Source organism: Flavobacterium sp. IMCC34518 (genome assembly GCF_027111095.2).
GTDB lineage: Bacteria > Bacteroidota > Bacteroidia > Flavobacteriales > Flavobacteriaceae > Flavobacterium > Flavobacterium praedii.
On sequence record NZ_CP114284.2, the window covers coordinates 307,384 to 333,285 of the forward strand.

The 25,902-nt window shown below is 31.4% G+C and carries 26 protein-coding genes; 18 read left to right on the forward strand and 8 right to left on the reverse strand.

Translation table 11 applies throughout. The annotated features are described in order from the left end of the window. Positions 1-55 precede the first annotated feature (55 nt). The 10 genes from OZP06_RS01260 to OZP06_RS01305 all read left to right on the forward strand — a co-directional run bounded on the left by OZP06_RS01260 (position 56) and on the right by OZP06_RS01305 (position 9,634). Positions 56-1,648: a capsule assembly Wzi family protein gene (locus tag OZP06_RS01260; protein WP_281324123.1), complete on the forward strand. Its 1,593-nt coding sequence runs from the start codon at positions 56-58 to the stop codon at positions 1,646-1,648. A gap of 68 nt (positions 1,649-1,716) precedes the next feature. Then, positions 1,717-2,844 carry a UDP-galactopyranose mutase gene (glf, locus tag OZP06_RS01265; protein ID WP_281239277.1) on the forward strand — a complete coding sequence of 376 codons (1,128 nt, stop codon included), beginning with the start codon at positions 1,717-1,719 and terminating at the stop codon, positions 2,842-2,844. A 157-nt stretch (positions 2,845-3,001) separates the two neighbouring features. Next, a complete protein-coding gene (locus OZP06_RS01270; protein ID WP_281324124.1) occupies positions 3,002-3,820 on the forward strand; it encodes a hypothetical protein in 819 nt (272 codons plus the stop codon). A 133-nt stretch (positions 3,821-3,953) separates the two neighbouring features. Continuing rightward, entirely contained in the window at positions 3,954-4,817 is an 864-nt protein-coding gene (locus OZP06_RS01275) for a hypothetical protein (RefSeq protein WP_281239275.1), read from the forward strand. 57 nt (positions 4,818-4,874) lie between these two features. Beyond that, positions 4,875-5,441, forward strand: a complete 567-nt coding sequence (locus tag OZP06_RS01280) for an L-threonylcarbamoyladenylate synthase (RefSeq protein ID WP_269223326.1) — start codon at positions 4,875-4,877, stop codon at positions 5,439-5,441. A 102-nt stretch (positions 5,442-5,543) separates the two neighbouring features. Further along, positions 5,544-6,959, forward strand: coding sequence for an HD domain-containing protein (locus OZP06_RS01285; RefSeq protein ID WP_281324125.1), 1,416 nt, complete (start codon positions 5,544-5,546; stop codon positions 6,957-6,959). 140 nt (positions 6,960-7,099) lie between these two features. Then, positions 7,100-7,384, forward strand: coding sequence for a hypothetical protein (locus OZP06_RS01290; RefSeq protein ID WP_269223327.1), 285 nt, complete (start codon positions 7,100-7,102; stop codon positions 7,382-7,384). Then, a complete protein-coding gene (locus OZP06_RS01295) occupies positions 7,369-7,665 on the forward strand; it encodes a type II toxin-antitoxin system RelE/ParE family toxin (protein WP_269223328.1) in 297 nt (98 codons plus the stop codon). The genes OZP06_RS01290 and OZP06_RS01295 overlap by 16 nt, the downstream gene beginning before the upstream one ends. 2 nt (positions 7,666-7,667) lie before the next feature. Beyond that, positions 7,668-8,687 carry a COX15/CtaA family protein gene (locus OZP06_RS01300; RefSeq protein WP_269223329.1) on the forward strand — a complete coding sequence of 340 codons (1,020 nt, stop codon included), beginning with the start codon at positions 7,668-7,670 and terminating at the stop codon, positions 8,685-8,687. Positions 8,688-8,860: 173 nt separating this feature from the next. Further along, complete coding sequence (locus OZP06_RS01305) at positions 8,861-9,634, forward strand: CDP-alcohol phosphatidyltransferase family protein (RefSeq protein ID WP_269223330.1); 774 nt, start codon at positions 8,861-8,863, stop codon at positions 9,632-9,634. A 92-nt stretch (positions 9,635-9,726) separates the two neighbouring features. On the opposite strand, the gene OZP06_RS01310 is transcribed toward OZP06_RS01305, so the two are convergent. The 7 genes from OZP06_RS01310 to OZP06_RS01340 form a co-directional block, all read right to left on the reverse strand. Further along, complete coding sequence (locus tag OZP06_RS01310) at positions 9,727-10,494, reverse strand: LytTR family DNA-binding domain-containing protein (protein WP_269223331.1); 768 nt, start codon at positions 10,492-10,494, stop codon at positions 9,727-9,729. Between the two features lie 105 nt (positions 10,495-10,599). After that, positions 10,600-10,953: a 2TM domain-containing protein gene (locus OZP06_RS01315; RefSeq protein ID WP_269223332.1), complete on the reverse strand. Its 354-nt coding sequence runs from the start codon at positions 10,951-10,953 to the stop codon at positions 10,600-10,602. A 101-nt stretch (positions 10,954-11,054) separates the two neighbouring features. Further along, positions 11,055-11,360, reverse strand: coding sequence for a 2TM domain-containing protein (locus OZP06_RS01320; RefSeq protein ID WP_281239267.1), 306 nt, complete (start codon positions 11,358-11,360; stop codon positions 11,055-11,057). 28 nt (positions 11,361-11,388) lie between these two features. Beyond that, positions 11,389-12,747 carry a histidine kinase gene (locus OZP06_RS01325; RefSeq protein ID WP_281324126.1) on the reverse strand — a complete coding sequence of 453 codons (1,359 nt, stop codon included), beginning with the start codon at positions 12,745-12,747 and terminating at the stop codon, positions 11,389-11,391. 18 nt (positions 12,748-12,765) lie between these two features. Next, the gene (locus tag OZP06_RS01330; RefSeq protein WP_269223336.1) at positions 12,766-13,386 is read right to left on the reverse strand and encodes a hypothetical protein; all 621 of its coding nucleotides are present in this window, start codon (positions 13,384-13,386) and stop codon (positions 12,766-12,768) included. A 276-nt stretch (positions 13,387-13,662) separates the two neighbouring features. After that, on the reverse strand, positions 13,663-14,076 hold the full coding sequence (locus tag OZP06_RS01335) for a DUF2141 domain-containing protein (RefSeq protein WP_269223337.1): 414 nt from the start codon (positions 14,074-14,076) through the stop codon (positions 13,663-13,665). Positions 14,077-14,340: 264 nt separating this feature from the next. Next, the gene (locus OZP06_RS01340; RefSeq protein ID WP_281324127.1) at positions 14,341-16,500 is read right to left on the reverse strand and encodes a TonB-dependent receptor; all 2,160 of its coding nucleotides are present in this window, start codon (positions 16,498-16,500) and stop codon (positions 14,341-14,343) included. A 306-nt stretch (positions 16,501-16,806) separates the two neighbouring features. On the opposite strand from OZP06_RS01340, the gene OZP06_RS01345 reads away from it, so the two are divergent. The 8 genes from OZP06_RS01345 (at position 16,807) to OZP06_RS01380 (ending at position 24,704) form a co-directional block, all read left to right on the forward strand. Beyond that, the gene (locus OZP06_RS01345; protein WP_269223338.1) at positions 16,807-17,991 is read left to right on the forward strand and encodes a hypothetical protein; all 1,185 of its coding nucleotides are present in this window, start codon (positions 16,807-16,809) and stop codon (positions 17,989-17,991) included. Positions 17,992-18,666: 675 nt separating this feature from the next. Beyond that, complete coding sequence (locus OZP06_RS01350) at positions 18,667-19,722, forward strand: lipid A deacylase LpxR family protein (protein ID WP_269223339.1); 1,056 nt, start codon at positions 18,667-18,669, stop codon at positions 19,720-19,722. A 38-nt stretch (positions 19,723-19,760) separates the two neighbouring features. Then, positions 19,761-20,150, forward strand: a complete 390-nt coding sequence (locus tag OZP06_RS01355; RefSeq protein ID WP_269223340.1) for a VOC family protein — start codon at positions 19,761-19,763, stop codon at positions 20,148-20,150. Between the two features lie 312 nt (positions 20,151-20,462). Beyond that, the gene (locus tag OZP06_RS01360) at positions 20,463-21,734 is read left to right on the forward strand and encodes a chloride channel protein (RefSeq protein WP_269223341.1); all 1,272 of its coding nucleotides are present in this window, start codon (positions 20,463-20,465) and stop codon (positions 21,732-21,734) included. A 10-nt stretch (positions 21,735-21,744) separates the two neighbouring features. Further along, the gene (locus OZP06_RS01365; protein WP_269223342.1) at positions 21,745-22,335 is read left to right on the forward strand and encodes an HPP family protein; all 591 of its coding nucleotides are present in this window, start codon (positions 21,745-21,747) and stop codon (positions 22,333-22,335) included. A gap of 208 nt (positions 22,336-22,543) precedes the next feature. Continuing rightward, complete coding sequence (locus OZP06_RS01370) at positions 22,544-23,083, forward strand: hypothetical protein (protein ID WP_269223343.1); 540 nt, start codon at positions 22,544-22,546, stop codon at positions 23,081-23,083. Between the two features lie 117 nt (positions 23,084-23,200). Beyond that, positions 23,201-24,259, forward strand: coding sequence for a nucleoid-associated protein (locus tag OZP06_RS01375; protein ID WP_269223344.1), 1,059 nt, complete (start codon positions 23,201-23,203; stop codon positions 24,257-24,259). 220 nt (positions 24,260-24,479) lie between these two features. Further along, positions 24,480-24,704, forward strand: a complete 225-nt coding sequence (locus tag OZP06_RS01380; RefSeq protein WP_269223345.1) for a hypothetical protein — start codon at positions 24,480-24,482, stop codon at positions 24,702-24,704. Positions 24,705-24,720: 16 nt separating this feature from the next. On the opposite strand, the gene OZP06_RS01385 is transcribed toward OZP06_RS01380, so the two are convergent. Further along, positions 24,721-25,788 carry a hypothetical protein gene (locus OZP06_RS01385; RefSeq protein ID WP_281324128.1) on the reverse strand — a complete coding sequence of 356 codons (1,068 nt, stop codon included), beginning with the start codon at positions 25,786-25,788 and terminating at the stop codon, positions 24,721-24,723. Positions 25,789-25,902: the final 114 nt, after the last annotated feature.

Here is a 25,902-nt window from a genome sequence, read left to right on the forward strand (position 1 = left end):
ACTATCTTTGCATTTTATTTTTTAAGCAAATTAAACAAGCTAAACTTCTACTTCTATGTGTTTACAATTAAGAATTGTCATTTTACTATTAATCGGTAATACGCTATTAGCGCAAAATATTTCAGTAGGTTCTATTGACATGATTGAACAAAGAAGTAGAAACGAACAATTATTAGGAAATGGAAACCCATTTATTTCCTATACTTTACGGCCATTAACATTAGTCCAATTAGACTCTACGCAAGCACTTGATAAAAATTCGACAAAAATTATCACAAAAGTATTGCCAATAACCCTAACTCAACAATACAATACTTATAATCCTTATGGTTGGAATGATGGTTCTATGATACCTGCCAAAGGCTATCAAACACAACTTACCGCAGGATTATTCGCTCAATATGGAATTTTGAGTATTCAATTAAAACCAGAATATGTATACGCCTCAAATCCAGAATATGACATTTTCCCTACAACAGAAAAAAGTGTGGTTCGCAATGTGAATGCATATTATTTAAATTATACCGATATGCCAACTTTATTTGGAGGCAAAACTTATAATAAATTATTTTGGGGACAAAGTTCTATTAGTGTTGCAATAAATAAATTTTCAATAGGATTGTCAACAGAGAATTTATGGTGGGGACCTGGAAATAGGAATTCACTATTAATGAGTAATAACGCTCCAGGGTTTTTACATTTTACTTTTAATACAAGACAACCTATAGAAACTTTTGTCGGAAGTTTTGAAGGACAAATCATAAGTGGCAAATTAGAAGGTTCTGGCTTAAGCAGCCCAAAATCACAATTTATGATAGATGGCATTGATACTGAATTACCAAAATCAAATGATTGGCGTTATATCAATGGTATTTCAATAAATTACCATCCCAAGTGGGTACCTGGGTTATTTGTAGGCATGAATCGTACTATTCAAGTTTATCGTACAGACATGGGAAATAGTTTTTCAGATTATATGCCTATTTTTATTCCTTTTCAAAAAAAGAATGCGCTAGGTGAAGATGCCAAAATGAGAGATCAACTAGCTTCTCTTTTTTTTAGATGGGCAATGAAGGAATCAAAATTTGAATTTTATGGAGAAAGTGGATGGAACGATTATTCCTCTACCATTTGGGACTTTTTTGATTCACCGGAACATTCTAGATCCTACCTTTTTGGTTTTAATAAAATATTTATGCTTAATAAAGAAAAAAATAAGTATTTGAAAGTTAATTTTGAAAGTACCCATATGGAACAAAGTGCTGATCGCATAGTCAGACCCGCAGGAGCTTGGTATTTACATGGTACAATATTACATGGCTATACTCATGAAGGACAAGTATTAGGATCAGGAATTGGACCTGGAAGTAATTTACAAACATTAGATTTTAGCGTTTGGAAACAAGATCAAGTTTGGGGTTTACAAATAGAACGATTTGCTCATAATATGGATTTTTACTATGATGCCTATACAGATTACAATCACAAATGGGTAGATTTAGCTTTAAATACTTATGCTTATCGAAAATTTGGTAATTTAGGTATTCAAGCAAAACTTAATTTTGCCCAATTAAGAAATTTTCAATATCAATTTGAAGTCAATAAATACAACATGCAATTTCAACTTTCGTTACAATATAAATTGTAATAAATTTTTTACTATTTTGTAAATAAAAAACAAAAAAATTAAATATAAATTGTATTAAAAAATAACATATGCCCTTAAATAAAAAAAAATATGACATTTTAATAGTTGGATCTGGTTTGTTTGGCTCTGTATTTGCACATGAAGCAACTAAATTAGGAAAAAAATGTCTAGTTATTGATAAACGCGAACATCAAGGAGGGAATGTTTATTGTGAAGAAATTGACGGAATAAATGTTCATAAATTTGGTGCACACATTTTTCATACTAATGATAAAAAAATATGGGATTATGTAAACCAATTTACTTCCTTTAACAATTATATTAATTCACCCGTTTCAATATCAAAAGGAAAGCTATATAATTTACCTTTTAATATGAATACATTTTATCAAATTTGGGGATGTATTACACCTGATCAAGCGAAAGAAAAAATAGATGAACAAATTAAGCAATATGGTGTAGAAGATCCAAAAAACTTAGAAGAGCAAGCTATTTCACTTGTGGGAAAAGATATTTATGAGACTTTAATAAAAGAATATACCGAAAAACAATGGGGAAGAAAAGCAACTGAACTTCCTGCGTTTATAATAAAAAGACTTCCCATTCGATTTACCTTTGACAATAATTATTTCAACGATAAATACCAAGGAATTCCAATAGGTGGTTATAATAAAATTATTGATGGATTATTAAAAGATGTAGATGTTAGCTTAAATACTGATTTTTTCAAAAATCGCTCTTATTTCGAGTCTTTAGCGACTGATATTGTCTATACAGGTAAAATCGATGAATATTTTAATTATGAATTTGGTCAACTTGAATACCGCTCATTGCGATTTGAAAACGAAATTATTGACAAAGAGAATTTTCAAGGAAATGCAGTGGTAAACTACAATGATGCAGAAGTTCCTTTTACAAGAATAATTGAACACAAACATTTTGAATTTGGCACCCAAAAGAAGACCCTCATTACCAGAGAATATCCTGATAGTTGGTGTCCTGAAAAGGAAGCCTTTTACCCAGTAAATAATGCCGAAAATCAAAATAAATATGAAAACTATAAAAAGAAAGCCGATAAAACAAAAGTGATTTTTGGAGGAAGACTAGCAGAGTATAAATATTATGATATGCATCAAATAATAGCTTCAGCATTAACTAACTTTAAGAAATATGATGAAAATAGACAAAAAAAATAGTATTATTTATATTGCATGTCCAGGAAACTTTGCAACAGGAGGCCCCTATTTATTACATCAATTAGCTTACAAACTAATTCATTTGGGATATAATGCCAAAATGTTTTACTTATCAGTTTCAATTGATGAGGATCCCGTACATGAATTCTATAAAGGAATGAAAATTCCTTATTCGTTTGAAATTGATAATAATCTTTCCAATCTTCTAATCACTCCCGAATCTTTTGCGAATTTAGTTTTAAAATATAAAGACATACAAACCGTAATTTGGTGGCTAAGTGTTGATAATTTTTTTGAAACAAATAAAAAACCTAGTTTTTCTGTCAAGAGGTTTTTAGGTTTAAAAGAAAAAAGATATCAATATAATTTTCAAAAAGAACCAAAACATTTTCATTGGGTCCAAAGCTTTTATGCTGAACACTTTTTAAAATCAAAAGATATATCAGATATAAAACATCTGTCAGACTATCTTAATGACATTTTTATTGATGAAGTGAAAAATATTAAATTTGACTCAACTAACAAAGAAAATAGTATTGCCTATAATCCTAAAAAAGGGTATGAAATAACTAAAATATTAATTGAAAAGACACCTCATCTAAAATGGGTAGCCATAGAAAACATGACCCCTACTGAAGTGAAAGAATTACTGCTAAAATCCAAAATTTATATTGATTTTGGTCACCATCCTGGAAAAGATAGGATTCCGAGAGAAGCAGCAATTTGTGGATGTATCGTTATTACAAATACCCGAGGAAGTGCAAGCTTTTTTGAAGATGTTTCAATTCCAAATAATTATAAAATAGACTATTCTCCTGAAAAAGAGCAAGAAATTATAAAATTATTAGAAACGAGTTTATTTGATTATGATGAAAAGTCAAAGGAATTTGAATTTTATAAAACCAAAATTATTAACGAAGAAACTAAGTTTAATTTTGACTTAGAAGAAATTTTAAGAAATTCTCAAAACTATTAATTTTCATAAGTTGTTATATATTGTTTTTTAATGATCATATGTAATTTGCAAATTATAATTAAAAATAGTGACCAATTTACAATCATGTTTATTTCATACAATACAATTTCCTATATAATCTAAATAAATACTTATGAAAATTGCAGCTTGTGTCATTTTATATCATCCAAAAGAAAAAGATCTTCAAAACATCAATACCTATTTGTCTAAAGTTGACAAATTATATGTTTATGACAATACAGAAAAAAGTTCACTTTCATTTTTCAGAAAAGAAATCAATGAAAAAATAGTATATATTTCAGATCAAGAAAACAAGGGAATAGCTATAAGATTAAATCAAGCTTGTAATCAAGCAATTATTGATGGATATGATTTTTTATTAACAATGGATCAAGATTCTTCTTTTAGTGAGGACAATTTAGACCATTATTTTAACCTAGTTTCAAATTATTATGATATAGATAGTGTAGCCCAATTTGGTATTGAATATTTGGAACAAAAATCATGTTCAAATGAAAAACGAATTCAAAACACTGAAAATTATGCTCTAATTACTTCTGCATCAATACTTGTTTTAAGAAATTATAAAAAAACGGAGGCATTTGATGAAAATTTATTTATTGATGGAGTAGATTTTGATTACTGCTTATCAGCAAAAAAAAATGGGTTAAAATGTATTTTATTTGAAAATTTATTTTTTAATCATACTGTTGGAGCAAAAATCAAAAGAAGATCTATAAAAACATTATATCTTTTAAAAAAAGAAAAATACCTTTGTTCTCCTATAAGAATATATTATCTGGTTCGTAATACCTTGTATTTAAAATCAAAATGGGAAACCTTATTTCCTGATTACATATCAAAATTAGTGAAGGCCAACGAATCATCTGTAAATACTAACAGAAATTATTCATATAACATTTTTGAATTTTATAAATTCAAAAGAAAAGCCGTCTCAGATTTCAAAAACAAAAAAATGGGTAAAATAGATTCTTAATTCTTATCAATTAAAAACTCTTTATTTTCATTTTCCTTAAAATCAAAATATAAAACGATGGACATCAATCAAGAAATACACAACGCTTTCGAAATTATAAAAGAAGGTGGAATCATTCTCTATCCTACTGATACCGTTTGGGGAATTGGATGTGATGCAACAAATCCTGAAGCTGTTGCTAAAATTTACAAACTCAAACAAAGAGCCGAAAAACAAAGTATGATTTGCCTAATGAATGGCGAAAAAATGATTTATAATGTATTCAAAGAAATTCCAGAAGTAGCTTGGCAAATCATGGATTTTTCTGAAAATCCAACTACATTAGTTTTAGACAAACCTCGAAATGTGGCTCCCAATTTAATCGCTCCAGACAATACCTTGGGCATTCGACTAGTCAAAGAACCTTTTTGTTTCAAATTGATGGAACGCATGAAAAAACCTTTGGTTTCCACATCAGCAAATATCTCTGGTCAACCTACCCCAAAAAGTTTTAAAGAAATTAATCCCGAAATTATAAAAGGCGTGGACTATGTTGTAAATTTGCACCGCGATAAAATTGCTGGAAAACCATCTACAATTATTAAATTAACTAATGATTCACAGGTTAAAGTTATTCGTAAATAGTGATCAGTACGCAGTTTTAAGTGGTCAGTAAATAGATTTCAGATTGCAGTTTACAGTTTACAGTTTTAAACAACTTTAAACTTTAAACTTTAAACAAAAAAAATGAACTACAAAGAAGCCTTAAATAATAAAATATTCGAAGTTATTTCGAAAGCCTCCCAAGAACTTAATGTAGAAAGCTATGTAATTGGCGGTTTTGTGCGCGACTTGCTTTTAAAAAGAGATTTTAAAAAAGACATTGATATTGTTGCCGTTGGCAGCGGAATCGAATTGGCCTTAAAAGTATCTGAATTATTGCCAAAAAAACCAAAGGTTCAAGTTTTTAAGACTTATGGAACGGCAATGTTGCGTTTTGAAGATACCGAAATTGAATTTGTAGGTGCCCGAAAAGAGTCCTACACTCTTGACAGCAGAAACCCTGTTGTAGAAAACGGAACTCTAGAAGATGATCAAAATCGCAGAGATTTTACGATAAATGCTTTGGCTTTATCATTAAATTCCAATAATTTTGGTGCTCTCTCTGATCCTTTCAATGGTATTTCCGACTTGGAAAACAAAATTATAAAAACGCCTCTCGATCCAGACATCACTTTTTCAGATGATCCTTTGCGTATGCTTAGAGGAATTCGATTCGCAACACAATTGGGTTTTGAAATAGACAAAAACTCATTAGATTCCATTACCAAAAATGCCGAACGAATCAAAATCATCTCTGGAGAACGAATTGTAGATGAATTGAATAAAATTCTTTCAACCGATAAACCTTCTGTTGGGTTTTTATTATTGTTCAAAACAGGGCTTTTGGATATTATCCTTCCCGAATTGACTGCTTTAAACCAAGTGGAAGAAATTGAAGGTCATACGCACAAAAATAATTTTTACCATACTCTCGAAGTTGTAGATAACATTTGTCCCAATACCGATGACGTCTGGCTACGTTGGTCGGCTTTGTTACATGATATTGGTAAAGCACCAACCAAGCGTTTTAACAAAAAACAAGGCTGGACATTTCACGGTCATGAATTCCTTGGCGGTAAAATGGCCAAAAAAATATTTGAGCGCTTGCACATGCCCTTGAACCACAAAATGAAATTTGTACAAAAAATGGTTATCATGAGTTCGCGACCAATTGTTTTGGCGCAAGATACAGTTACTGACTCTGCAGTTCGCCGTTTGGTTTTTGATGCTGGTGAAGATGTAGAAAATTTAATGACCCTTTGCGAAGCGGATATCACCACCAAAAACCCGAATAAGTTTAAAAAATACCACAGTAATTTTGAAATTGTACGCAAGAAAATTGTGGAAGTCGAAGAACGCGATCATGTGCGTAATTTTCAACCCCCTATTTCTGGAGAAGAGATTATGGAGATATTCAACTTAAAGCCTTCTCGTGAAATTGGAGTGCTAAAAGAAGCTGTGAAAGAAGCAATAATGGAAGGAGATATTCCGAATGAATATCAAGCTGCTTATGATTTTGTAGTAAAGCGCGGAGAAAAATTAGGTTTAAAGAAAGTTTAAGTTTTGTTTACTCTTCACAATTTAAAAAATTCTTAATTTTATAAAAATTTAAATTATGAAATCGCCATGACCTCGTTTGTCTCAAACACTAATAAAGATCTGGCGATACCATATCTCCAAAATTTAAATATTTTCTATATATGAATACAGCCGAATTAAAATCAAAATTGATAGCAAAAATTATGGCGACTGATGACCATCATTTACTATTAAAAATCAATACTTTATTGAATTGTAAAATGTACAATGAAGTAGATAAGTGTCTTTCATCCGTTAATGAACCTGTTTTACAATTTGAAAGTGTCCGAATTTTTTCAGAAGAAGAACAACGAAAAATAAATCTTGCATTAGAACAATACAATAACGGCGAATGCATATCTGACGAGGAAGCACAAAAAGAAATCCAAGCATGGTTAGAAGATTAATTTGGTCTATTGAAGCTAGAAATTCAAGGAAAAATATTTTTGACTACTGGAATAATAGAAATAAATCAAAAGTCTATAGTGTAAAACTAAACTTACTTTTCAATAGTAATTTGAAAATCATCACCCAACTTCCTGAACTTGGAAAACCAACTTTTCAAGAAAATACAAAATTTATAATTGTAAGTCATTTTGAAATTATTTATAAAATAACCCCGAATGAAATTGTTGTCTTAGAAATCTGGGACACCAGACAAAATCCCCAAAATTTTCCAATAAAATAAAAATGAAAAACAACAAATCCGTAATTATTTGGCTTCTATCTGGTTGCTTTTTAGTGTTTGTAATGGTTGTAGTGGGTGGTATCACCCGATTGACCAATTCTGGTTTATCGATGACAGACTGGCATCTTGTTACCGATACACTTCCTCCACTAACCGATGCCAAATGGCAAGAAGCATTCAAACAATACAAACAATTTCCAGAATACCAAAAAATCAATATTCACAATGATTTTACACTTTCAGATTATAAATTTATCTATTTCTGGGAATGGTTTCACCGTTTTATTGGAAGAATAATTGGACTGGTTTTTATCATCCCTTTCTTTTATTTCTTAGCTAAAAAGAAAATAGACAAAGCCACATTAAACAAATGTTTCATTTTGTTAGGAATGGGAGCTTTGCAAGGTTTTTTTGGTTGGTTTATGGTTAGGAGTGGTTTAATAGACAATCCAGATGTAAGTCATTTTCGCCTTTCTTTGCACCTCACTTTTGCTTTTCTCACTTTTGCCTATACCCTTTGGGTGGCACTAGATCTAATCTACCCTGAAAAGAAAGCAGCAATTATTCCTTTGCAAAAAATAGCTCGATTCGCATTAATCTTCCTGCTATTGCAAATTATATATGGTGGTTTTGTTGCGGGACTAAATGCAGGTCTAATTCACAACCATTGGCCTATGATGAGTGATGGACAATTCATTCACGACAGTGTATTCATCGAACATAAAACACTTTTATTAAATCTGACCGAAGGAAAAAGTGGTGTGCAACTGGTTCATAGAACACTCGCTTATGTTGTCGTGGGGTTGATCTTATTTTTATACTTCAAAAGCAAAAAATTCAACATTTCAATTCAGCAAAAGAATGGGTTAAACGCATTAGTAGTAATCGTTTTTCTTCAATTTACTTTGGGTGTATTTACATTACTGTACAGCGTACCGCTTTGGCTTGGTTTGACCCATCAAATTGTTGCTTTCTTTCTATTAACAGCAATGACTTACACTTTGCATCGTTTGAGCAAATAACATATGATTTTTCAGATAAAAATCGCTTTTAGAAACAGTTTTTTCAAAGAAAATATTCAGTTTCTAAAAGCGATTTTGCTATTTTTAACTACTGTTTACGATTCAAATACTTAAAATAGACTTACTTTTGTAGTCCGACTATATTGTCACATCCTGTTCTTTCATCTATTAAAATGTCTAAACTTGCTGCTCAAAATCAATTCCTTGATTTATCCGATTACGGTAGACCGCTTGCCAAAATATTTGCCAATCAATTAAAAAACACTCGTTTTACACCCATTCACGTAACACTGCTTTTTGGCATTTCTGGTCTGATTGCCATCTTTTGTATTTTACAAAACCACTATTTTTTTGCCTCATTTTTCATCATTTTAAAATCGATAATTGATGCCGCAGATGGTGAATTATCTCGCATCAAAAACACCCCATCATACACCGGAAGATACCTCGATAGTGTGTTTGATATTATACTCAATTTTTTGATTTTGATGACTATTTGCTATGTTTCAAAAACCACTTTTGGGTTTACTCTTTTGGCTTTTATTGGCATACAATTGCAAGGTACTTTATATAATTATTACTATGTAATTTTGAGAAATAATTCGGCAGGTGGTGATAGAACTAGTCAAATTTTCGAAAACAAATCTCCCAGAGCTTTACCAGGGGAAAGTCAAAAATCAGTAGATATTTTGTTTATGATTTACACGATTGTTTATGGCGTTTTTGATAAAATAATTCACAGTCTAGACAAAGATGCCTATAAAGTAAAAACATTCCCAAATTGGTTTATGACGTTACTTTCTGTTTACGGATTGGGTTTTCAGTTGTTGATTATGGCCATTATGTTACCTATGAATTGGATAGAATACATTGTTCCGTTTTTCATCGTTTACACTTCGCTTCTTTTTGTGTTAATAGGCATTAGAAAAGCGTTTATCAAGGCTTAAAATCGTCATAATCAAAATCTATAACAAGTATCTAAAATACATAAATTCAGTATTTTAAAACAACTAACCTCAATAATTACAGAAAGTTATTTTTAACCAATCCAATTTTTAAAATCTGTCACCTTTTCTCTACTTACAACTACCTCATCTTCTTTATATGTAGGCAAAATAATCTTTAATCTGGAGTTGCTGTACACTACAATTTCCTTAATTGCTTGGAGTGAAATGATAAATTTTCTACTGATTCGGTAAAAAGCTGCGGCATCAATTTCCTGTTCCAAAACTTCCAAAGTACTGTCAATTAAATAATTTCTATTGTCAAAAGTGTGAATATAAGTGCCTTTATTTTCACTGAAAAAACATTCAATTTCATCAGTCGAAATCACTTTCAGATGCTGCCCTATTTTGACGGTAAATCTTTTTTTGAATGTTTTTTCAAAAGGGTTTGAAAGCATCTTTCGGATTTGTTCAAAATCCAATTGCATCGTTTCATTTCCATTTTTAGGAATCTGAAAATGATCTTTAAATTTCAAAACTGCTACCTCCAAATCATCTTCATCAATAGGTTTTAGCAGGTAATCGATGCTGTTTAATTTGAATGCTTTTAGCGCATATTCATCATAAGCCGTGGTAAAAATAACAGCGCTTTTGATGTCTATTTTTTCGAAGATTTCAAAAGATAATCCATCTGATAATTGGATGTCCAAAAAGATCAAATCAGGATGCTCATTTTTCGAAAACCAGTCCAAAGCTTCTTCAACAGAATGAAGCATCACTCCTACCGGAATATTTATTTTTTCGAGTTTGCGTTGCAATAATCGTGCTGCTGGTTTTTCGTCTTCTATTATTATTGTGGTCATTTTTTAAGGTTAGAAATTAGAATATAGAAATTAGAATACAGATAAGATGTTATCTGGAAAGTTGTACACTGAACACTAAATTACTGAACACTGAACGCTTCTTTTTCACTCCCATTTTTGATTTTTATCCTTGTCCATAAACTCCTTTATTTTCTTTTCTTCCCAATCGGAGCCAAAAAATAAATCTCTACCAAAAACAGATAATCCATGAGCCAACAAACCTATTCCCCAAAACAAAGCCGTCGAAAAAGTTTCCCATCTAATAAAGATTTCACTTCCCAATTCACTGCTATTGTACGTAGAAACAATATTAAAAGTATTTACAAGTACATAAACCAATACGTGGATATAAAACCCTTTGATTCTTTTTACTCTTTTATAAGCCAATTCATATTTTGCATCGGGATTAAAATTTTCGTCCTGAAAATTTTCAAATAACTGTTTTCTATATCTTCTCATTTTGTGTGTTTTTATTATTAAGTAGAGACTAATATTCAAGGGTACTAAGTCGCTAAGATTTAAAAAACTTAAAATCTCAGCGTCTTAGTATCTTTAAATACTCACTCCCATGTTCTTTTTGATTGCTCTTCTTTTTCCATGAATTCCTTCACTTTTCGTTCTTCCCAATCTTTGCTAAAGAAAGGCATATAGTTAAACACTTTTAAACCGTGAAAAACTACTCCTATTCCCCACCATAATAAAGGCCAAAAGAACCATAAATACTGAGGTGATGTTACTAAATTTAACACTATTAAAAAACAGTTTACAACAATATAAGAAATTAGATTCCCATAAAATCCTTTTATCTCTTCTACCCTTTTTCTTGCTTTAAAATAGCGTTCCTCTTCTGTATATTGATTTTCCATAATTGACGATTTCATTTTTAATAGAATCCTATTTCCAGCTCTGCTTATTGTCTTGTTTGCTCAAAATTTCCTGTATTTTTCTTTCTTCCCAATTGCTGCTATACCCAAATACCTTGAAGGCATGCATCACTAATCCAAATCCCCAACCGCCTGCTGAAAACCAAAACCAATGAAATTGTGGCATATAGGTAAGATTTACAAATATCAAAATTGGAATCACACAACAATAGGAAATCAAATTTCCATAAAAGCCCCTTAATTCTTCTACTCTCTTTTTGGCTCGATAGTAAGCACCATTCTCGTTGTATTTTAAAGTTGTTTCCATTACACTAATTTGTTTCGTTAAAATAGGAATCTTAACCGTAAACGTTTTTTCATTTTGTTCGATCAGCACTTTCCTGTTGGTAATAATTCCATACCGATCTACAATATTTTGTAATCCTACACCTTGACGACTTTGAATAACTTCCTTCTTTTGTAGATCATTTTGAATTGCCAAATAATCACCTTCAACGAATATTCGGATGTGTAATGGCTTTTGCTCGCTTACTACATTATGTTTTACTGTGTTTTCCAATAACAATTGTAAAGAAAGTGGTACTACTTTGGCGTCTGGATTTATTGTTGTTTCTGGCAATTCGTAAAACAAGCTGTTCTCGAAACGCATTTTCAACAAATTCATATAGGTTTTGGCAAAAGATAATTCTTCTTCAACCGAAACCAATTCTTTGTCTTTTTGTTCCAATACATAACGATATATTTTAGACAAAGAAGTGGTAAAACGTTGTGCATTCTCTGGATTTTCTTCGATCAATGAACTCAACACATTCAAGCTATTGAAAAGAAAGTGAGGATCGATTTGGTTTTTTAAAGTTTCAAACTTGGCATTGGCGGTTCCTGCGATGATTCTTTGATGAATAACCTCCGATTTTGAGGCTTGTTTCCAATTCAGCATAAAACTTCGAGCATGAATAAAAACAGAAACGCCCAGGGACAAAATGATATAAAAAAGGTGAATCCACAACATTTTTTCGCTAAAAAACTGACTTACTGGTATTTTTTGGAATATTATAAAAATGACATAATTAATACCTAATACTACAGGAATGGTATATAAAATAGTGGCTATGATTCCAAAAAAAACTCTCAAATTGGTTTGTTCCAACCAATCCCATTTTTTGTCTAAGAGCATATTTATTAGACCATTACCAAATCCTAATCCAAAAGAATACATTGAACTCACCAAAAAGGAGGAAGAAATGTTTTCAAAACTCAACTCGTTTCCAAATAAAACAGTAGAAATTAGAGTAAAAATCAAAGCAATTTTCAAACAAGTTAAAGCTCCTTTTCTTAATTCTGAAAATGTATGTATTCTTTGATTTTCCATTTTAAAAATTTAACCTGATTATTTACAATTTTTCTGAGCTTCCAAAGCTCTGTCCAATCCCCATTTTGGAGAGAAAGGTGTTTGGGGTTTAAAAGTAGCAAAAAGTCCAATAGCTTTATCAACTTCTTGACATAAAGGTTTAGTATCAACTCCTGTCCATTTTGCTCCTCCTAACTGATAATCTGCTTCACCAAAAACAGCTCTTGGATTGTTTGGATCTAAAGCTTTGGCTTTGGCGTAAGCTTCCATTACTTTAGCCGAATATTTCATTCCGTTTGTCATCGGATCAGCAACGACCCAAGCAGTGTAAATCATGGCCTGCATAATGTACAGTTCAGCGTTGTTTTGGTCTTTTATCATTTCGACATCCAAGGCATTCTGAGCTTTGTTAAGTAATGCATTTACTTGTGTTTTATCCTGAATTGCAAAAGAACTGGTTGTATTTACAAGTGCCACATAATAATAAGGCAACCAACTGGTTTTATCTGCAGCGGCAATACGTTCAAACATATCAGAAGCTTCTGTGTTTTTTCCCTCTTTCCAAAGTTGAAAAGCTTTTCCCATTCCTTGTTCAAATTGTCCTTGAGCTGAACTTATTACAGCTACAAATAATGCGATAGTGGTGATAATTTTTTTCATTTTGATTAATTTTTAATTGGTTAATTTTTAAGACTATATTCTAAAATAAGCAAACATTTAATTTCAAACATATAAGTCATTTAAGCATAAAAATAGTTAGTTTCTCAAACAGGGGTTAAAAGTCAATATAAGTTTAAAAAAATGTAGGCTAATTGATTTTGCTTAAATGAACTTTCAGTTTTACTTAATTTTATTCAAGAATTAAAAACTTCCATGACTTATATGTTTTAATATTGTATTAGGCTAAATGCTGTTATTTGTTGAGTTAAACGATTATTAATTATTGAATTTGATATCTATTTTTAAATCTTTGTTGATATTGAATTTGGCATCTTCATAGGCAGGAGGCCCCATAAATCCTTTGGCATTGTTGGAACAAGCAAAATCTTCAGAAGGTATTCCCATTATATTTTTATCTAAAATACCATTGCTATTTTCATCTTGATAAGTAGATATTCCATATTCTCCTTTTGGTATACCAACAAAAGTTATTGTAGCACTGTTATTTTTAATTTCAGAAGTAATGCTTTTGTAAATTGTTTTCAAAAACGTTCCTTCTGAATTGTACAACCCTACCTTTACCATTCCTGTATTGTTTTTTAAACCCGAAACTGAAACAGTTAGATTAACATTTTGAGCAGACATTAGACTACAAATAAAGAAAGCGATGATGGTGATAATTTTTAACATGGTGTTTGATTTTTAGTTGTGATTAAATTGTGATTGAAACTCTTATTGTTATTGATTTAATTCTTGAACAAATTTATATTGATTGTCACGCTTTTAAAATTTAATGATACTGAACTGTCAATTTTGATGGATGAATTGTTTCTTTTGAAGTTTCTGAGCTTCTGAGTCACTAAGATTCTAAGAATTATAAAAAAAGCTCATCTACAACACTTAAACTTTTAAACAATTAAACCTTTAAACACTTAGTAACTTAGAAACTCTTCTCTACAAATTCTTCAACTGATTGTCATTTTTGTTCTTGCTGATGGTCCAAAAGAAACCTACAAAGAAGAATCGATCCGCTGCTGGTTTGATGGCACTTCGTCTGTATTCGCCATTGGCATCGGGCTTGATAGCATAATTGTATCCATACACATTATTGGCTCCTAAAACATTGGAAACCGAGAAATACAAAATCTTTTGAGTAGTCAATAAATAAGCCCAGTTGAAACTCAAATCGTTGTATGATTTTGTTTTGCCGTGCATAAATTGTGTTTCATTTGGATTGTTGTACGGTCTGCCGGTACTGAAAGAATTGGTGAAACCAATTTGAGATTTCCAATCATTAATCCAATATTTGGTCACAATTGATAAGCTATTGTTGGGAACAAAATTGGGAGTGACTTGTGTTGGGTAATTTTTGTACAAACGCTCGGTATCAATATAAGAATAGGAAACCCAATATTCTAAATTCTTAACCGTTTTACCGTCTCTCCAAAACAAATCCAACCCTTTGGCGTATCCCGTTCCATCATTGGTGAAAATCGAATTATAAGCAATTGTAGGGCTATCAAATCGAACCAAATTACTGTAATCTTTATAATAGGCTTCGGCTCTCAATGTGCGTCCATCTTTGCTGTATTGGTAATTCAAGATATAATGAGACGCTTTTTCGCTTTCAAATTGATTGTTCTTCGAAAACTTGATATAATCGACACTTGGCGTTTGGGAAAAATCACCATATGCAAAGGACAACTGGCTAAATTTTGCCATTTTGTAAGCAAACGAAATTCTGGGAGAAATAAAATTGTCATTTGTCAAATCATTGATGGAAGCGCGAACTCCTACTTTGGCTGCCAATTTTTTGGAAAAGAAAATATCAGCTTCTGTGTATAAAGCTCCAATACTGTTGTCATACCCGTAATCAAATGTATTTCCTGCGTTTTGAGTAAAGTCTTCGTTATATTTTGTTATAAAATAATCGGCTCCAAAAGACAACTTAAAACGATTGGATATGTTTTTCTTTAATTTCAACTTCATATTCACCGCATTCTCTGTATTTCCCAAATTATCCAAATCTATAGCAGTTTTAACTTGATTATAACCATAGCTCAAGCCCGCTGTAATATTCCAATTGGTTCCAAAATAACCGCTATACGAGGAATTAAAGTATAAATTTTGATTTTTGGAATCGACAGTGATTTTGTCAATTGAATTTATATTTTCTTGTTTAATTATAAATTTTGAAGCATCAAAAGCGGCATACATTTTAAAAATTCCTCTTTCAAAATTGTATCGGTACACCATTTCTCCGGACAATGCTTGTGGTGCACTTTTCCACTCTACGTCTTGTGGAATCAGCGCTTGATATGGGGACAAATTGATATACGAAGTATTGATACTAAAAGAACTCTTTTTCCATTTCTGTGTATTACCAACGCCAACGCCAACGGTCATTAAAGAAATTTCTGTTTTGGCTTGATCGGGTTCGTCTATGGTATTCAAAAGCAAAACGCTAGACAAAGCATCTCCATATTCAGCTGAATATCCTCCTGTAGAAAAAGAAATACCACTGAAAAGAAAAGGCGAAAAACGGCTTCTAGTGGGCAAATTATTAGGTGATGATCCATAAGGCTGCGGTACTCGCATGCCATCAACATAAGTTTGAGTTTCACTGGCCTCGCCTCCGCGAACGAATAGTCTTCCGTCCTCGCCCACTGTTTGCGTTCCCGGCAATGTTTGCAAAGCGGCCACTATATTTCCTGCAGAACCCGCTGTGGTTACTATATCTAATGGTTTTAAAACCGAAACTCTAGCTTTACTCCCTGAATCCAAAGAACCTGCTGTAATTATTACCGCATCAAGTGCATTAACATTATCCCTGAGTTTGATGGTTTGATTTTTAAAATTTGAAACATCTATCGCTGTGTTGGAAGTCTCATAAATTAACGAGCTTGCAACCAAATTTTGATTTCCTGTAGTAGTTGTAGTAAACGAAAAAGCACCATTTTCAGAAGTAGAAACACCATCATAACTGCCTTCAATATAAACATTGGCACCAGCAATTGGGATTCCTTTTTCATTAACAATTTTACCAGAAATGATAGTTTGTGAAAAAAGGGTAAAACTGTATAAAGTAACGAGGATTAAAAAAAAAGTTTTCATAATGGTTTTTTATAATGATTTTGATGAGACAAATGTCATTCAGAAAAAAAAGAATATGAAATTGTTTTGACCCAGTTGCGGAAAATTGAGGATGAGTTGTAAAACTTTTGTATTTAATTTGTTTTCAAACCAAACTTAATTCCTTTTTTATAAAATAATAAAAAATCCATTTCTATTTCATTCCGCTCAACTGTACTATTTTTATTCTAGTAACTTTCTTTTGATAAATTTCAAAAAACATTTTACAATTGATTTATATATCAAATTTTAGTACTAATTTTCGAGAATAAATTTTAATTTTTAACAATGAAAAAAATAGTACTGTTATTATTATTGGTTTCTTTTCCAATATTTGCTCAAATCAATTTTGAAAGTGGTTATTTCACAAACAATAACAATAGTAAGACAGAATGTTTGATTCGCAATATAGGTTGGTATAAAAATCCAACTGGAATTGAATATAAATGGAATGAAAATGATGTTTCAAAAACAGCATCAATTTCAGAAATTAAGGAATTTAGCATTGGTAATAGCAGCAAATACAAGCGTTTTAAATTAAAAATTGACCGATCTACAAGTGACATTAACCAATTGAGTTATGATCGAAATCCAATTTACACTGAAGAAACATTGCTGCTAAAAGTCTTGGTAGAAGGAGAAGCAAATCTTTATGAATATCAAGATGTAAACTTAGTTCGTTTTTTTATGAGTACCGGAAATCATGAAACCGCAGAACAGCTAGTTTTTAAAGAATTCAAAACTGAAGGTTCTACAGAGATTAATGAGAATAACTTTTACAAACAGCAATTACTAAATAATTTAAAATCAGATAAATTAAATCTTAATGATTTTAAAGTCATTACGTATAAGAAACAGCAACTTGTCGATTTATTCTTAAAATTCAATACTTCCAAAGAAACCAAAACAACAACCTTTGAATCAAAAAAGGACCAATCTAGTGTAAACTTTAAAGTGATTGCTGGAGTAAATGCCACATTTCTTAATTTTGAAAACAACATTAGCAGTTCGGCGGATTATACTTTTAAAACCAAATCAGTATTTACAATTGGTTTCGAAGTGGAAAACATTTTTCCTTTTAACCAAAACAAATGGTCCCTATTTACAAACCCTAATTTTCAGTCTTATAAAAAAACCGAATTAAACACTAAAAACCAGTCAATTGAAGCAAATTATAAGTTTATAGAATTGCCTTTGGGTGTTCGCTATTTTATGTTTTTAAATAATAAATCACAATTATTTATTGATGCTGGAGTCGCTTTTTCAATTACTTCAAAATCCAATCTTCGATATTCGGGTCAGGTTCTAGATATTTCCAATTCTACAAATGTATTCACGGGTGTCGGTTTCAAAAGTGGCCGATATGGCATAGAATTACGATACAATTTGAGCAAAGGGGTTTTGGGAGAATATCAAAGTTGGAATTCGAATTATAGCTCAATCGGAATTCTATTAGGTTATAAAATCCTTTAACCATATATTAACCCGTTGGGTGCCATTATTTTTTACCACATAGAAACCAATGTCATTTCCTTAAGAGTGGGTTTTGTCATTCCGACGAAAGAGGAATCACATTATGTGTTCCTGAAATGTGATTTCTCCCGCTGGTCGAAATGACAAACTAAACGAATTTGGTCTGAGAGCTCCTTAAGGAAACGACATTGACATAGAAACATAGAATTTATAGTTTTTGAAAGAAAGAAATAGACGTTTTACTATTCACATAGGTATTATGTGGTTAATTTTTTTATTTTATTAGAATTTCATCCAACGGGTTATATTAATTTTTAGCTCCATAATATAGATCTAGAATTACATTTTAGAAAGTTAAATTAACCGTTCTGAAATCAAAAATGGTAGTCGCTTTTAATTTTAAATAATGGTTTGCAAAAAATTTAAAATTAAAGGCGATTTACATAATGTTTTTTTTATAATACTGATAATCAATATTAAAACCACTTATAATTCGTAACTTTGGTTGTATTCAATACAAAAATCATAAACTAAAGAAATTTCAAATTAGTAAGCATCAATGGTATACTAAAAAATGCCCCCCTTTTCATATTCCATAAAAAATGATTTTGAATTCTATTGGGTAAAATGTCTAAAATAAAAACGAAGTGTTATTACTTTTTAGAATAAATTCTAATGAACGATGATCTATACAACATGGTCTATCTAATAAGTATCATTATTTTCAACAGGATTAAAAATTCGAAAAATATTTTATTTTCCTGTTGCTTTGATTCAAAAAAATATTACACCTTATTCCTGCTCTTTTTATCGATACTATCATTTTCCCAAAGAATTGATAACACGGCCTCATTTAGAGAAATAAAAAGCAATCATTATTTTCGTTATTATTTTGACAATGACTTTTTCGCAAACACCGATTATTATTATACCCAAGGACATGATTTTGAATTAGTAAGTCCAAAACTGATAAAAAATCCGGTTAATAAGTTATTTTTAAAACTGAAAAACAGCGAACAAAAATATGGACTGTCATTTGAACAAATAGGGTTTACACCAACAAGCCTAAAACGGGATGAAATTCTTTACAACAATAGACCTTATGCTGCAGTGATTATGCTTAAACCTTTTTTAATTTCGACTGATACCATCCATAAAACGACTTTATCTTCTACCTTAAGTTTTGGCGTTATTGGTCCCTTTGCTTCAGGAAAAGAAATTCAAACGGCAATTCATAAATGGATTGGAGCGCAAAATCCGTTAGGTTGGCAATACCAAATCAAGAATGATGTAGTATTAAATTATGAAATCGCACATGAAAAGCAATTGCTTCGGCTAAATAATTACTTTGCAATAAATTCTAACGCAAAACTTCGATTGGGCACAATGAATACTAATATTTCTGGAGGTTTAACAACTACTTTTGGCAAAATAAATTCCCCTTTTATTTCGTTAAAAAACAAAAATAAATTTCAACTCTATGGCTATTGGCAAGGTCTTATTACAGCGGTTGGATATGATGCCAGTTTGCAAGGCGGTCTATTTAATAACAATAGTCCTTATGTAATTACGGATCAAAATATGGAAAGATTTACTTTTCAAAAAAATTTCGGGATCGTTTTGCATTCCAAAACATTCTACCTCGAATATTATCGTACCGATCTTTCAAAGGAATTTAAAACAGGAAGAGTTCATAGTTGGGGTGGATTTAGAATTGGATTTACCTTATAAATTATCAAATACTAATTTAACAACAATAAAGCACAAAAATGATACATTTAAACAAAGTACACCATATTGCCTTAATATGCACAGATTATACAAAATCAAAACAGTTTTATATTGGTATTTTAGGATTGACTATCATTCAAGAAATCTACCGCGAAGAACGAGATTCCTATAAACTGGATTTGGCTCTCAACGGAAACTTTATACTTGAATTATTTTCATTCCCAAATCCTCCAAAACGAGTAACAAGTCCAGAAGCAGCAGGATTACGACATTTAGCATTTGAAGTAAATAATATTCAAGAAACAAGAAAACACATTCTAGAACAAGGCTGCATTGCAGAAGATATTCGAATTGATGAATATACCCAAAAGAAATTTTTCTTCACCGCCGATCCAGACAACACGCCAATTGAATTTTACGAGAAATAAATTTTGCACTACAGTCGCAATACTAAAAATAATTTTACCGCAAAGAACGCCAGGATTTTAGCATCTTTTAAGAAACGCTAGGAACGCAACGCTTAGCGAACCTTGCGGCATACAGATATAGAGATGAAAATTTTGAACACTTTGCGGTTAGACTCCATTTTCTTAAAGAAATCACAAAACAATGTTATTATAACTACGCTTCTATAACAATTCCAATTTTGTTTCTTTAGCTTTGTATTCCTTGAAAAACGAATTTCTTTTTTATAGAATAAAAGGGGACGTTTTTCCACCTAAACGGTTTAAAAAAAGAAAATGATACCAAAAACACGAAATTTTCAATTCTTAAAATTCCAAAAGCTAGTTATCGTTTCCATCTTGATCGGTTTTCTTTCGGCATTTTTGGGAGTTGCTCTAAAAAAGCTAACCGAATATTACGAAGAAATCTTTTCTCACCAAGCCTCAGTAAACCCTGTTTATTACATTTTCTTTCCCATTTTTGGACTGTCAGTAATCTACTTTCTAAGGGAATATCTTTTTAAGAAAAAAGAAAACAAAGGCATCAAGGAAATCTTTGAAAGTACTAATTCCAAATCACAAAACTTACCCAACTACAAAATTTCGTCCCATTTTATCAACGGCTTATTGACCGTGATTTTTGGTGGTTCAACTGGTATAGAAGTTTCGACCGTTGTTGCATCAGCCACGATTGGTTCTGTAGCACAGCGAAAACAAAATATTTTTAAAGAATATAAAACAGAGCTAATCTGTGCCGGTGTTGCTGCGGGAATTACCGCTCTGTTCAGCAGCCCGATTGCCGGAATCCTTTTTGCTTTGGAAGTCATCTCCAGAAAAGTGACACGAGCATTCTTGGTTAGTAATTTAATCTCTGTTTTGACCGCATTTGGTCTTATTTTTCTATTACATGAGAAGCCTTTGTTTACCGTGGTCATTACAACTTGGCATTTAAAAGCAATTCCTTATTTTATTCTTTTGGGTATTTTGGCTGGATTCATCTCTGTTTATTTAACAGGCTGTGTGTTGTTTTTCAAAACTCAATTTTCGAAAATAAAAACTCATTATTATAAAATCATCATCGGTTCGAGCATATTAAGTATCTCTTTACTTTTATTTCCTCAGCTTTATGGTGAAGGCTATCATACCATCAAATCACTAATCATAAATCCAAACGAAACACAATTAACAATGACAATAGTTTTGTCATTCATTGGAATTTTAATCCTAAAACCAATAGTCACTTCGGCAACGCTGGTTTCGGGAGGCGATGGAGGTGTTTTTGCCCCAAGTCTTTTTATTGGTGCTTTTTTGGGATTACTGGTTGCCTTGGTTTTGAACACCTATTTTTCGGCCAATGTTATCCCTATAAATTTCATAATTATAGGAATGGCAGCAGTATTGAGTGCTAGTATTCACGCTCCTTTTACTTCCATTTTTCTGGTTTGTGGATTAACGAATGATTACACCCTATTCTTCCCCATTTTGGTAGTTTGCCTGATTTCAAAATACACTGCAAAAATGATTTATCCTTTTACAGTTTATACGTACTCACCTAGTTTAGCAAAATAATATTTTTCCTATGCCTGTTCAAAAAATAAAGCGAACCTATCGCAAAACGAAATACATCCTTTACAAAGAAACTTTAGTTGATTATAAAGAACAGTTTTGGTCATTTTTAGGCTCATTTGTCGGCATCGGAATCTTGGCATATATTCAATCCATACATTTTAAGGGAAATGATGCCGTGTACTTAATTGGTTCTTTTGGAGCATCGAGTGTATTGGTTTATGGCATTATTCAAAGTCCGTTTTCACAGCCCAGAAACTTGGTTGGAGGACATTTAATTTCGGCTCTAATAGGTGTTACCGTTCATAAATTTGCACCCGACATCATTTGGATTGCCGCTCCTCTAGCCGTTTCATCTGCCATAATTATGATGCAAATCACCAAAACCCTGCATCCACCGGGAGGAGCAACCGCATTAATCGCCATCATCGGCTCCGACAAAATAAAAGCCTTAGGATATCTATATGTGCTTTCGCCCGTTTTAATAGGCACATTGGTTTTGCTTATCACGGCTTTGATTTTTAACAACATGACTCCAAGCCGAACGTACCCGAGCAACAGCACCTATCATAAAATCAGAAAACGATTGACTAGAAAGCTATAAAAGCTATTTCTGAACCAAATAAAATGCCCAATAAAAATCTTTTCAACAAATCCCAATTCGTAAATATGAAATGAGCATCGCAATGAATTTGAAACAAATTGCAATGATGATATGCAAATTGCATATGACCAATAAAAAAACAATAAATATCAACATATAAAATCTAAAATTAAACTTTACATTTGCTCTTTCAATAAAAACAACGATTATGGTTTATAAATTCAGAGTTATTCTAGATGCCGAGGAAGACATTTTTAGAGACATAGCAATACTTGCGGAAGACACTTTAGAAGATTTACACAATGCTATTTTCAATTCTTTTGGATTTGACGGAATGGAAGTTGCTTCTTTCTATACATGTGATGAAACTTGGAATCAAGAAGATGAAATTTCCATGTTTGACACAGGAGATGTTCCTGGCGAACAAAAAATCATGAGTGATTATCAATTATCAGACCTATTAGACGAAGAAAATACTAAAATTATATATGTTTATGATTTTATCAACATGTGGACTTTCCTAGTAGAATTGGCTGCTATTGAAGAGCAAATTGTAGGTCAAACTTATCCTGAAACTATATTTTCGCATGGTGAAATGCCTGATGAAGCTACCGAGAAAAATTTTGAAGCTGATATGCACGACGATATCTATGGCGAATTTGAAGACGATTTAGACGAAGACGATTTAGACATGTTCGAAGGAGACGATAGTTTTGAAGACTATGGCTTTGAGGAGAATTGGAATTAGTAGCCCCCTAGCCCCCGAAGGGGGAACCAAATTGAGATTTCAAAAAAGCAATTAACAACACAAACTGTCCAGTGCCTAGCACCTCCCTTTTTGGGAGGACGGGAGGGGCTTATACAAATGATCAACCTATACAACACGCACATCGAAACGCTATCCATACACCGTGTGGGAAACATGAGTCGTAACGAACCTCTTTTTTTATCGGAAGAACCATTTAAACTAAATGACGAAATTGTTCCGTTAATGAAAGAATTTTTCTTTAAACCATTTAAAGAAAAAGAAGAAAACTACTTTCAATTTGCGCATGAAGTAGATTTAGACTACAATGACATGTTTAAATATGCAACAGAGATTTTCAATAATCCAAGTAGTTTGCATGAGGCTTCAAAAAAAATAACCAAACATTTATTTGAGCAATCGAATCATCCTCATATTAAAAATGGCGAAGTATATGTAACGTATTTGACCAATTTAAGTATTGACAATAACGTTGTGGATGCTATCGGGATTTTCAAAAGTGAAATTCAATCTGATTTTTTACAGTTTGAGGAAAAAGGAACGCAATTGGAAATGATTTTACAGCATGGAGTAAGTTTAAATAAACTAGATAAAGGCTGTTTGATTTTTAATTATAAAAAAGAAGAAGGTTACAAAATCCTTTCAGTAGACAGCAATCGTTATGATGCTAGATATTGGTTAGAGCACTTCTTGTCTGTGGATGCTTTTGAAGATGAAAATTTCATCACTAAGAAATACTTAAAATTCTGTCAAGGATTTGCCAAAGATGTAGTTTTCCCTGCTGAAGATAAAAAAGAAGAGGTGATGTTCATGAACCGTTCTGTGAATTATTTTGCAAAAAACGATCAATTTGAGGAAACTAATTTCTTGAATGAAGTTTTAGATAACCCTGACTTGATTCCAGAATTCAAAAATTATAAAGTTGATAAAGGCGAAAAATACAGTATCGAAGATGTTACTTCATTTCCTATTGCCAATGCAGCGGTAAGTGATGCCAGAAAGTCAATTAAAAATGTTATCAATCTTGATACGCACATCCAAATAAAAATGGATTTCATTAATCCCGAAAGTGCAGAGAAGTTTGTAGAAAAAGGATGGGATGAAGAAAAACAAATGTATTATTACTTAGTCTATTTCAACAAAGAAGAGAAATCATAAGCAAACCAAAAATAAAATTATAATCCCCAAATGCTTAGGTAGTTGGGGATTTTTTTTAACAAAATTTTACAAAAACAACAAAAAACAGACATCAAACAAAGTATAATCTTACTTTACAATAATATAACACTCATTTCATCGGTTTTATTTGCACAATATAACATTTTACAATACGTTTGCATAAATATTTAAATACCACACAATGAGCTTTTTAAATTTTATGTCAAAATTTGTAGATAAAAAAACTTCCTGTTCTATATTTGGCCACAAAATAGTGACTGTGAGAAATGTAACTGGTCATTTTAAAGAATACAAGTGCACCATTTGTCAGGTAGAACTTACCAATGATTTACAGGACAGAAAAATGTTTTTAACACCTGAATTAAAAGAAATAAACGAAACTTTATTAAATCATTATAACAGGAAACACCTTTCTTCTATATAATTTACCTGAAAATCATTTAGAATCCTGGTCTGAATACATTTGTTGTATTGAAGTTTCTTGTAACAAATTCAAAAGCAGAACTTAAAACATTACCCATTGATTTTGCGTTTTTAAAACTCATATCATGAGTATAATGATACAATTCCATTTTTAGTTTGTTTACATTTTCTTCAGTAGAAATGGTATCATTACCCATAATTTTCATTAAAATCTTAATTCTATTTTCGGCAGAATTGATTCGTTTGGCCAATGACGAACGTTCTTCATTTTTATACTGTTCAATAGATCTATCCTGAAGTTTGTCTTTTACAATTTTTACCATAGGATAATTTTCCTTAAAAAATTGAGGGCGATATACTTTAAAATTACCCTCATAACATTGTTGGTCAAAATCAATTGGTCTTATTTTGTAAACGACTTGATCAAAATCATGAATTGGAATTACAACATAATTATACGAACGCATATCTCCCAATAACCGGATCATACAACGCTCATTAAACTTTACAAATTCTTTGGCAATTTGTGCTTTTTCTATTTCGGTACATTTATTTAGTAAGGAATTCATAAAAACATCACCTGGAATCCCAATGATATGTTCTTCGATTAAAGTATCTTTAAAAACTAAGAAATTTATTTTATATGGAGATAAAAGATGTTCCAACTCTAAGCCATAAACTCTAGAAGCATCGGCTTTTTTAATATAAAAATAAGTATAATTATCATTTAAAATATTTCGCACTTTGATTCGAAATGGCTTAGAATTTCCAAAAGTGCAATAATCAATTGCATCTACATTCAAAAATTTAAAAATATCCAAATTCCCGTCAGAATATAATAAGGAATACACTTTTTTTAGATTTAAATCAATTTCTTCCCGTTCATATTCATTATAATATACTCTAATCCATAACGTATCTTGATCATTTTTATCAAATACACTTATTGCGCCAGAAAATCGTAAAAGATCATCATACATAATAGGCTCCTTTGAAACAAGATCAAATCGTTCCAAATAATTCATCAATGAATTATTGATGGGATAACAAGGTTTTTTAAAAAACATTAAAGGCTGCTCATTCATTTCATGGATATTTGCTACAAATTTACATTAAATAATTTCAAGAATTATAAAAGCAAAGGAGCTTCAAGTTGAACTAGCTATTTTTTTTTATTTTAAACATAAATGAATTATCAA